The 10,986-nt window shown below is 40.4% G+C and carries 8 protein-coding genes and 1 pseudogene; 2 read left to right on the top strand and 7 right to left on the bottom strand.

The genetic code is table 11. The annotated features are described in order from the left end of the window. Positions 1-17 precede the first annotated feature (17 nt). The 5 genes and pseudogenes from AUO94_RS09125 to AUO94_RS09105 all read right to left on the bottom strand — a co-directional run bounded on the left by AUO94_RS09125 (position 18) and on the right by AUO94_RS09105 (position 6,578). On the bottom strand, positions 18-1,232 hold the full coding sequence (locus tag AUO94_RS09125) for an amidohydrolase (protein WP_058383913.1): 1,215 nt from the start codon (positions 1,230-1,232) through the stop codon (positions 18-20). Positions 1,233-1,338: 106 nt separating this feature from the next. Further along, positions 1,339-2,853, bottom strand: coding sequence for a glutathione ABC transporter substrate-binding protein (locus AUO94_RS09120; protein WP_058386812.1), 1,515 nt, complete (start codon positions 2,851-2,853; stop codon positions 1,339-1,341). A gap of 108 nt (positions 2,854-2,961) precedes the next feature. Beyond that, entirely contained in the window at positions 2,962-4,482 is a 1,521-nt protein-coding gene (locus AUO94_RS09115) for an amidohydrolase family protein (RefSeq protein ID WP_058383912.1), read from the bottom strand. Next, a complete protein-coding gene (locus tag AUO94_RS09110; RefSeq protein ID WP_058383911.1) occupies positions 4,479-5,993 on the bottom strand; it encodes an amidohydrolase family protein in 1,515 nt (504 codons plus the stop codon). Before AUO94_RS09110 ends, AUO94_RS09115 begins: the two co-directional genes overlap by 4 nt. A gap of 244 nt (positions 5,994-6,237) precedes the next feature. Continuing rightward, positions 6,238-6,578, bottom strand: a pseudogene (locus AUO94_RS09105) (winged helix-turn-helix transcriptional regulator). A gap of 157 nt (positions 6,579-6,735) precedes the next feature. Here AUO94_RS09105 and AUO94_RS09100 point away from each other — a divergent pair. Further along, positions 6,736-7,230: a lactoylglutathione lyase family protein gene (locus AUO94_RS09100; RefSeq protein WP_058383910.1), complete on the top strand. Its 495-nt coding sequence runs from the start codon at positions 6,736-6,738 to the stop codon at positions 7,228-7,230. A gap of 85 nt (positions 7,231-7,315) precedes the next feature. On the opposite strand, the gene AUO94_RS09095 is transcribed toward AUO94_RS09100, so the two are convergent. Continuing rightward, complete coding sequence (locus tag AUO94_RS09095) at positions 7,316-8,128, bottom strand: MerR family transcriptional regulator (protein WP_058383909.1); 813 nt, start codon at positions 8,126-8,128, stop codon at positions 7,316-7,318. An 80-nt stretch (positions 8,129-8,208) separates the two neighbouring features. On the opposite strand from AUO94_RS09095, the gene AUO94_RS09090 reads away from it, so the two are divergent. After that, a complete protein-coding gene (locus AUO94_RS09090; protein ID WP_058386811.1) occupies positions 8,209-8,643 on the top strand; it encodes a GNAT family N-acetyltransferase in 435 nt (144 codons plus the stop codon). Between the two features lie 53 nt (positions 8,644-8,696). Here AUO94_RS09090 and katG read toward each other — a convergent pair whose 3' ends face one another. Then, entirely contained in the window at positions 8,697-10,913 is a 2,217-nt protein-coding gene (gene katG / locus AUO94_RS09085) for a catalase/peroxidase HPI (protein WP_058383908.1), read from the bottom strand. Between the last annotated feature and the right edge of the window lie 73 nt (positions 10,914-10,986).

The raw sequence follows: 10,986 nt of genomic DNA, 5'->3' as shown, positions 1-10,986 counted from the left end.
ATTCTCTCTTTTTTCTTTTAATTTAATTGTCCCGCTACGAGTGATCCTTTATGAAAAACAGCTGTGCGTTGTGCTCGTCTTGCTACAGTCTCTGCAGCACATTTAGCACCCACTAAGACAAAGCTAGCCACGTCACCTTCTACTGGCCACACCTGCTCCCCGTTCGCTGTCAGAGGGGTAATGCCATCGGTTATGAAACGCAACGCCTGAGACAGCGATAACTCGTCTGTCCAACGATTGATTTCTACCAACCTTCCGAGTCTTTCTAAGACATCTCCGTTTCCTGTAGGCCACCATGAGTCATAAATATTATCGTTTCCAAGTGAAACAGTCACTCCAACTTCGGCTAGTAAACTAACTGGCGGGATGTTCCTTCCAATAGGTACACTCGAAATAATCGATACTCCTGCTTCTTTTAAAGACTCTGCTACTGCTCTTGCTTCTAAAGGGGTTACATCACCGAGTCCGAAGGCGTGGCTGATTGCTACTCTTCCTTGCCAGCCCGCTTCTATCGTTAAGGCAGCCAAGCGCTTCATAGTAAACGTCCCTAAATGACCTGGGTCATGCAGATGCAAATCAATTCCGACGTTTCCCTCAACTGCGATATCCATTAATTGAACGAGAGACGCTTCGATATTCAAATCAACTGTTGCCGGGTCGACTGATCCCACTAATCCCGCACCGTTACGCACAGCTTCTCTCATTAACCCAACTGTATTGCCATAAAGTAAGCCGTGCTGAGCAAAAGCGACAATTTCCGAATCGACTTTCTGCTCATAATCAGCTAATGCAGTCTGAACCCCACTTAAATTCTCCAGTCCAACTTCTGGATAAATATCGACATGCGTCCTAACGGCTGTCGAACCGTGTGACAGTAACACGTCTAGTAAATTTTTCGCTCTATCTACTGTGTTCGTTTCAATCGATGCAAGAATGTTTTTTTCTATAGTGCTTCTTTCAATGACAGAAGAAGCAGGTAGACAGGCGCGCCATGGTTCTCCCATATAGGTTTTATCAAGGTGAACGTGTTTTTCTTTAAAAGCAGGTAACACGAGCAGTCCTTTACCATCCATCGTTTTCACGTCTTTTGGAAGTGCTTGTTCTGAGTCGATTATTTCAGCAATTTGGCCTTCTGCAATTTTCAAATGAAATAACTTTGTCTCAGTAGCCCTTACTTGCCCATTTTCTTTCACATACCCTGTTTCGAGTAAGACGTTCTTCAATATGTACATGTGGAGCCTCCTATATAAGTTGATATGAACTTTTATCTTTCCAACTAGATTGTTTACTACCCTATAAGAAAAAAGGGGTATCCTTTTGGATATCCCTCATTACTTATTACTTTATCGATACGTTATTGATTTCCAAATACCCAGATGGACTAATTTCAAAACCGCTAACATCTTTGGACATTGCTGCGACATTCTCGATTACGCGTATGGGAATGTACACTGCTTCTTCCATTTCAATTTCTTGTGCTTTTGCGTATAGTTCAATCCGTTTTTCAGAATCTGCTTCTTTTCGTGCTTCTTCAATCAATCCATCCACTTCAGAATTACTATAAAATGATGTATTGCCACTAGCCCCTATTGAGCTTGAATGCATCAAATTATACTGGTTATAATCTGCATCTCCTGTGGCATTTCTCCAGCTAATGATAAACATTTCCGTGTCGCCAGAATGAGTCGATTCAACAAAAGTTCCGTATTCCATCACTTCAATTGTTACTTTAATACCAATTCCCTTTAGTTGTGATTGAACTACTTCCGCTAAACTAATTCTTTCTTTATTGTCCATTGTCGACAACTTAATTTCGAGGCCATCAGCATAACCGGCTTCAGCCAGTAATCTTTTGGCTTCAGAAAGATTGTATTCATAAGTTTCTAGTCCTTCGTGATAACCAAACACTTTAGGTCCTAATAATGAATTTGCTTCCCCACCGACATTATTGTAAACGCCTTTTCGGATTGCATCCATTTCGATCGCGTGTGAAACTGCTTTTCTTACTCTAACGTCATTAAAAGGTTCTTTTTCAACGTTAAACGTAATGTATTCCGTTCCAAACCCTTCACTTTGATAAACTTTGGAATTTTGAGAAGCATTGACCCCATCAAACTGGGCGATAGACAAAGGTTCAGCAATATGAGCTTCTCCTGTTTCAACCATTGCTGTACGCGTCGTTTCTTCTGGTACAACTTTAAATTCGACTCTTCCTACTTTGGCTAGTGTGCCCCAATAGTCTTCGTTTCGATTTAAGATAATCACTTGTCCAGGTGTCCATGATTCAAAGACAAATGGTCCTGTGCCACTTGGTTCTTGAATATCTTCTCCGCCAAACTCTTCAATTGCCTTCGGGCTGATGATGCCACCTTCATGACTTGCTAAAATTGAAAGAAGTGGAGAGTAAGGCTCCGACAATAAAAACTGAACCGTATAATCATCAATGATTTTTACTTCTTCTACCATCGACAATACTCCTGCTCGAGGAGAACCCACTTCTGGATCCAATAATCGATCAAATGTTGCTTTTACAGCTTCTGCTGTAAAGTCCGTTCCGTCATGGAATTTAACATCTTGACGAAGCTTGAATTCCCATGTTTTATCGTCAAGCTGTTCCCAGCTCTCTGCTAACAATGGTTGCAGTTCTGCGTTTCGATCGCGACCAACTAAGCCTTCATAAATTTTTCCATGAGTGACACTCGCTGCATTGATAGTTGACATAAATTGCTGATCCAAACTTTCAGCATCTGAAAGTCTTGCGATAATTAACGTATCTTCAGAACCGGCAGCTTTTACTTCGCCATTTTCTGTTGATGCGGCTTTTTCTCCGGTAGAGCAGCCTGCCAGAGCCATCACAAGTAATGCTGAAGCTATCCCGTTTCTTATCCATTGGACCTTGTTCAAATTATTTCCCCCTCGTGTTTCGATTTTGTTAGTTCATTATAAAAAATATTCTGACAATTAAGTTTCAGTATCTTTACTGATTTTTACACAATCTTTACTTAAATTTTTTTCAACTGAGTCAACAACAGAAAAGGAAGAGGGAAACAGCTTTTCTTCTCCTAACTGTTGGTAATCTCTTTGTAAATAACCCCTTTTCATTTTTTCGAAATAGCGCTGAGCTTTTGACTGCAGTTCTTTCAAATCAATTTGAGGAATTTGTCTATCTTTCATAACTATTTTTCCATTTATAATAGACAGTTTAATATCTCTCCCTGATCCGCTCATAATCATTGTTCGAATAGGATCGTCACTTATCCCCATATGATATCCTTCTAAATCGACGACAATGATGTCCGCTTTTGCTCCTACAGCTAACCTACCAAGGTCTTCTCTACCTAAAAATTTTGCGCCACCTAGAGTTGCCGCTCTGAAAAAATCAGCAAAGGATGAACTTTCGACATCCTTTTCGTGCATACGGGAAATCATACTGCCTGCTCGAATGTTTTGGAAGATATCCGGAGGAAAAGTATCTGTCCCGATAGCTACGTTTACGCCTGAACGTTTGTATTTGGCAAAGGATTCTAGCCCGCTACCACGCCTTCCCATAATGACCGGACAGTGAATCACCGTTGTGCCGGTTTCAGTTAATATGTTGATATCATCACCTTGGCCAGTTTCCGCTTCACTATATCCTGCTATAAAATTAGCATGTGGAATGCCTGTTTTCGGTCCTAAAAACCCTACATTTTTGAGGTATTGAATTGGTGTGACGCCGTGCTTTTCAACGATGGTGTGGTATTCAAAACTTCCTTGTGCAGCGTGAAGTTTAATCGGAACTCCTAATGACTCGCTATAAGCTTTTGTCTGTTTCAAACTTTCTTCTGTCTGGCATTCAATTCGCTCTGGTGCAAGCATGCCTCTCACTAAATCGTCATAGCTGCCGTCAAATTCTTCGATAAACTTAACTGCTCGATCAAGACCTTCTTTGCCACTTTCTTCGTCCCACATTAACTGAATGGTGCCATCTGGTTGTACGACGCGCATACCCGATTGGTAGCTCGGTCCCAAGTATATTCTTAACCCTAAATTTCCTGCATAATGCGCAGCTGATGCTAATTCTTCATAAGTCTCTGCCCATTTTTTATAAAAGACGGACGTAATCGGCATAGCTGTTGTAATGCCGTTTAAGATTAATTGGCTATAGGCATAAAGAGATTTAAACGCTTCTTCCTCTTCTGTCATGACTTCCTGTGGACCATTCTTCATGTATTTTTCAGACCATAAAAGATTTTTTGATTTTTCATTATCTGCTTCTACGTGAATAATATCGTGGTCGATATCGCCAAGTGCATTTAAATCAATAAATCCTGGGCTTATCACGGCGTTTCCACAATCGATGGTTTCATCTACAGACTCGGTGTATTCTTTTCCTACATAAATAATGGACGTTCCTTCATAAACAACTTCCGCATCTTTTAGTATGACGTGATCCTCACCGTTATAGCCGATAACATATTGCCCTTTTAATTTTGTCTTCATGTAAGTTCCTCCTCTGTAATAGCAAACACATAGTCTGCTTCATCAAATCGTTTTTCGTCAACATAAGCGCGCGTTGACCCCCAGAAATATTTGGTTGGGGTCATGTATTTTTCCAAGCCTGCACGCTCAATTGTTTCCAAAGCTTCCGCATTCGCTTCTTCAATGATTTGGTTTTCTTCAACAGTCGTTACTTTCCGGTCAGTCATTAACACTTTTCCATCCACGATGACATGATTCACATCGTTTCCAACTGCTTGGTAAACTAAGCGGTGAATATGCATAGTTTCAGGAGTTAAATGTGCTTGTTTCATATTTACCGTGATAATATCTGCTTTTTTCCCAATTTCAGTCGATCCAAGCTCGTCGTCCCACCCTATACATTTAGCTGCATCAATGGTGACCATCTCCAAAAGCTTGCCAGGAGGTAAATAATGCTCATCCATCATAGCCGCTTGATGAATCAATTGCGTTTTTCGCATCGCTTGAAACAGATCAAAACTAGTTGAAGGTGAAGTGCCATCTGTAGAAATGGCAACTGTCGCTCCAAGTTCGATGAGCTCTACAATCGGTGTTCTTGCTGTCATCTGAGTGATGCTCGCACTCGTACTGACGTTGGTTCCGGTATCTGCTAGAATTTTCACTTCATCAAAAGAAATCCCTCGACAATGTTGCAAATGAACGTCTGGTCCTAATAAAGCATAATCCTTGTCTTGAATTGCCATGTGAATCATTCCACCAAATGCATCCGAATGGATTCTCGTTTTGTACTTGTTGGCAATTTCTCTAATTTTACGTGCTTGGTAGCGGTCATGGTCAGTTAACTGATGCAACCTAGACGGCGGTGTAGGACCAGAACCTTCTATCGATGTCACAATGACAAAAGGGGTAACGAAAGCTCTTGTCCGGTCGTCATTGGCATGGTTCAACGCTTCAACAACCGCTTCTGTTCCTTTTAGTACATCTTGATAATCAACTTCTTTTGTAATTCTTTTGCCGTTTTTCCAGCGGCTGTATAGTTTCGGCCACTTAGGGTTGGCAGGCCCCGTACAGACGACATTGCGAATTCCGACTTCGTTATAGGCCTTTGCATGATTTAATGCAAAAATAGGGTCATCTGCTCTTGGTGTCGAACCGATCACGGAGACACCGGTCGTAATGCCAGCTTTTAATCGTTCTAATGCGGATACCTTTCCTTCGTAATACCAAAAATCATCTGTCACATAATGATTGTATGTATTGGTCATAATGGGCATCCACTGTTCCAGGTTGTCCATGGCGATTGTTTTAAACATCGAATGACCTCCATGACCATGAACATCAATCAATCCAGGTAAAATGCAGTGGTGCTTGCAATCGATCAGTTGTTTAGCTTCGTATTTTACTTCCAACACTGCAGTAAGCCCAACATCCAAAATTTTTCCATGATGAACCGCTACGGCTCCACCGTAAATAATACTTCGTTCTTTATTCATTGTGATTAGCGTGCCATTTATTAAAAGCAAATCAATCATGGTGCCACTCCCTCTTTATAAAGTTCTACTATCAAGTTAATTATTCATTATAGAGAAAAACTCGAGTGTTTAATTAAGCGAATAATACAACTTTTTAAACTATTTATACTTTTTTCGTTGTTTTTAGAAAAAATTCTTTATTTATTAACATCTCTTCTACTTTTAGAAGTTGATTTGCGACACAAGCAACTAAAAAAAGAAAGCAGCCAAATGACCGCTTTCCTTTCTTAGTTTATTTATCTGTTTAGTCTCCACTTATTTCGATATCATTTTCACCCGCATATTGTTTTGTCCAGTCACACAAATCATGAATTAGTGGAATAAGACTTTCTCCGTAATCAGTCATAGAATACTCTACTGTAGCTGGTACGGTCGGATACACTTTTCTAGAAATGATACGGCTACTTTCAAGCTCTTTCAGTTGCTCCGTAAGTACTTTTTGGCTAATTGTCGGAATGCTTTTTTTAGCTCGCCAAATCTTTTACTCCCATTGATTAAGTACCAAAGAATCATCAATTTCCACTTTCCACCGATCAAATCAATTGTCAGCCCTAAAGAGCAGATATAGCTATTTTTAACTCCCATTACATCTCTCCTTATCCTCTCGGTAGTCACATTTTCGTAACTATACCACTTAAATGTGCCGTATTGTTATTCTAAAAACTCTTTTGTATGATGAAGATGTCCAGGATAATAAAGATCAATCGTCATACTATATAAAAAACAGATAGGAGCGATCAATATGGCCTACCCAAGAGCATTTTCACACATCGGATTATCGGTCACAGATTTAGACAGAGCCGTCACATTCTATAAAGAAGTTATGGGCTGGTATGTAATTATGGAGCCGGCAGAAGTAAAAGAAGAAAGTGACACACCCATCGGGCAAATGTGTATCGATGTGTTCGGCGCCGGATGGGGAACGTTCCGCATCGCACACATGGCAACTTCTGACGGGACTGGAATCGAAATCTTCGAATTTCCGAATAGCGAAAAACCCGAAAATAATTTTGAGTACTGGAAGTCAGGCGTCTTCCATTTTTGCGTTCAAGATCCAGACGTAGAAGGATTGGTTCAAAAAATAGTTGAACATGGTGGCAAACAACGGATGCCAATTAGAGAATACTATCCAGATGATAAGCCTTACAGAATGTGTTATGTAGAAGATCCGTTTGGCATCATATTTGAGATTTACAGTCACAGCTACGAAATCACTTATTCTTCAGGAGCGTATTGATAACTAAACAACCTCACACTGAATTTGAATTTAACTCCTCTGCATCTGTTAGAGGAGTTAACTTCATAACTTGAGCTTTAATTTTTCATTTTAACTGAACAAGAATCTTCGTAATGTAATGATCCTCGCCACTTTTTACTAACCCATCGTATATATACTCTTCCATGATATAATCGCCAATTTCATAGTGATTCCTGCGAATTTCTGAAAATAGCCGTTCATATGTGACATGGATCGTGTCTTCTTTTCCTAAATGATAGCCAACTGCATACATTCCTGCTGCGATTTTAAAAAATGGCTGACTTTTTCTTTGCTCTAGCTGCTTCATGTAGAGATAACTATAATTCGTATACTCGCCTTTTACTACTTGTTCGTGCAAAGTCATTCCACCAATTTGAAAGCCTGTATCTAAATTCTGTTCATTTAATGTATTGATGAATTGCGTGACTACCTTTGCAAAATCGTCGTCGTTTATATCGGTTATATTTGGACTCAGATACAAAAAACTTTCGGACAAGTAGAGAAAGCTAACTTGATGGAAGTCTATTTCTTCAGCCTCTTCTAGCAAGTTGATTTTTACATCCATCATCATTTCCAAATGATCCAACATTCTTTTTTTCGTCCGCACTTTTTCTTTTTGCTCAATCATCAAAGAGTGAAACAATTCAGGTGACTTCTGTTCCATATAGCTTTTAATTTCTTCTAATGACATCCCGAGTTCTTTTAGTAGATAAATGACATTGAACACCTCCAGCTGCCGAAACGAATAAAAGCGGTAACCTTTTTGATTGCGATAAGCTGGTGTTAACAAGCCGATTTGGTCATAGTAAATAATTGTTTGCTTATTAACTTTACATAATTTTGAAAAATCTCCTGTTGTCAAATATTTTTCAGTCACATGGAGGCTCCTTTCTTGACTACCTAGTTACTATATACCTTAAATTTTATCTATACACAAGAAAGAAAGGTTTTGACATGATGTTTACTGGAATTCGAGCGATTACAGACTCGAACAAACAAGAAGTTTTAAATTTAAAAGTGGCAGCGCAACAACGAGGATTTATCGAATCGGTCAGTCAGTGTTTACTAGAGGCTGAACAAGACACACGTTACGTCCCTTTGGCTTTATACAAAGAGAATAAAATTATCGGATTTTCGATGTACGGAAAATTTGATGAGCAGATTTGGTTGGATCGTTTTTTAGTTGACGAGCGTTTTCAACAACAAGGACTGGGACGTTATTTTTTCTGCGTACTTGTTGACTATTTAACTGAACTCTATCCTAAAAAACCTATCTATTTAAGTGTCTTTGAACAAAACAAAGTAGCCATTCGACTTTATCAAAAACTAGGGTTTGGTTTTACGGAAGAAGTAGATGAAAACGGTGAAAAAATTATGATTTATCCGCATTAATGCACAAAAAATCCCAATCAGCAGCATTCGCTGCTGATTGGGATTTTCTTTACTTAGTTTTGTAGATCAAAACGATCGGCATTCATCACTTTGTTCCAAGCTTTGATGAAATCACGAGCGAATTTCTCTTTGCTATCATCTTGTGCATATACTTCTGAAATAGCACGCAGAATTGAGTTTGAACCAAATACTAAGTCAAAACGTGTAGCTGTACCGACTACTTCACCAGTTGCATTGTTTTTACCTTCGTATTTATTGAATTCTACTGGCGTCCAGTCGATGTTCATATCCAATAGCTTAACGAAGAAATCATTTGTTAACGCGCCGCTATTAGTAGCAAAAGTTCCTTCTTTTGCGCCTTGATAATTTGCATCTAATGCACGCATACCGCCAATTAATGCGGTCATTTCTGGCGCTGTTAAGCCAAGTAGTTGTGCTTTATCAAGCAACATTTCTTCCGGGCTTACTGTGTATTCTTTCTTCTGGTAGTTTCTGAAACCATCTGAAACTGGCTCTAACACATCAAAGCTTTCTGCATCTGTTTGTTCTTCAAGAGCATCTCCACGACCTTGCGTAAATGGAACAGCTAAATCGAACCCAGCTGCTTTGACAGCTTGTTCAAGGGCTACATTTCCTCCAAGTACAATCAAATCAGCCATGCTTACTTTATTGCCAGTCGAAGCTTTAAGGTTTTCGTAAACAGCGAGCACTTTAGCTAATTCTGCTGGCTCATTTGCTGCCCAGTCGCGTTGTGGAGCAAAGCGAATACGTGCTCCGTTGGCACCGCCACGTTTATCTGAATTTCGGTATGTGCTAGCAGAAGCCCAAGCTGTTTTAACGAGCTGTTGCGAAGTTAACTCACTCGCCAAGATTTTCTCTTTTAGCTCATCCAACTCTTCAGTCGTTAATGTATGTGTTGCTGCTGGTACTGGATCTTGCCAAATCAATACTTCTTCTGGAACTTCTGGTCCCCAATAACGTGCTGTAGGTCCCATGTCACGATGAAGAAGTTTGAACCAAGCACGCGCAAATGCATCTGCAAACTCATCCATGTTCTCATAATAGCGACGAGAAATTTTTTCGTATGCCGGATCCATGCGAAGTGCCATATCTGCTGTTGTCATCATTGTTTTCACTTTAATAGAAGCATCTTCTGCGTCAGGTGCCATTTGGTGTTCTGACAAATCTTTTGCTGTCCACTGGTACGCGCCAGCAGGAGATTTTGTTAACTCCCATTCGTATTCAAACAATTGCTCGTAATAGCCATTGTCCCATTTTGTTGGGTTAGCCGTCCAAGCGCCTTCAATACCACTTGAAATTGTATCACGGCCTTTACCAGAACCGTGCGTGCTCTTCCAGCCAATTCCCATATTTTCCATTACGGCTGCTTCTGGATCGTCTCCTACTTCAGCAGGGTCTCCCGCTCCGTGTGCTTTACCAAACGTATGGCCACCTGCGATTAGCGCAACTGTTTCTTCATCGTTCATTCCCATACGTGCAAAGGTTTCACGAATATCAACAGCACTAGCAAGAGGATCCGGTTTGCCGTTTGGTCCCTCTGGGTTTACATAAATTAAGCCCATCTGTACCGCAGCGAGAGGGTTTTCCAAATCGCGTTCACCTGAATAACGATTATCTTCTAACCACTCTTTTTCGTTACCCCAATAAACATCTTCTTCTGGTGCCCAAATGTCTTCACGTCCTGCTCCAAATCCAAAGGTTTTAAAGCCCATCGACTCAAGTGCTACGTTACCCGTCAATAGCAATAAATCGGCCCAAGAAATTTTGCTGCCGTATTTTTGCTTGATTGGCCATAACAAACGACGTGCTTTGTCCAAGTTTACGTTATCTGGCCAGCTATTTAATGGCGCAAAACGTTGGTTTCCAGTAGAACCGCCTCCGCGACCGTCTGCAGTTCGGTAAGTACCTGCATCGTGCCATGACATACGGATGAATAACCCGCCGTAATGACCATAATCCGCTGGCCACCAGTCTTGGCTATCTGTCATGACTTTGTGCAAATCTTGCTTTAATGCCTCATAATCCAATTTCTCGAATTCTGCTTTGTAATCAAATGCCTCTCCTAGAGGATTTGTTTTAGTGTCATGCTGATGGAGAATGTTGACATTCAGCATGTTTGGCCACCAGTCTTTGTTTTGTGTTTTTCCTGGCTTGTTTGAAGTCGTGATTGCACTATCTTTATGGCCACCTGTTACTGGGCATTGACCTTCTCCTGCTGCAGTGTGGCGCTTTTCTTCATTGTTTTCCATCTTTTAAAACCTCCTATTGAATAATGAAAACTAGTCGTACGTGTATTGATTGAGTGAAGATTAATTCTTACAT

Origin of the sequence: Planococcus kocurii (assembly GCF_001465835.2) — a bacterium.
In the GTDB taxonomy this organism is placed as follows: Bacteria; Bacillota; Bacilli; order Bacillales_A; family Planococcaceae; genus Planococcus; species Planococcus kocurii.
The sequence above is the reverse complement of the archived record's forward strand: the minus strand, read 5'-3'. Positions and strand labels throughout refer to the sequence as shown.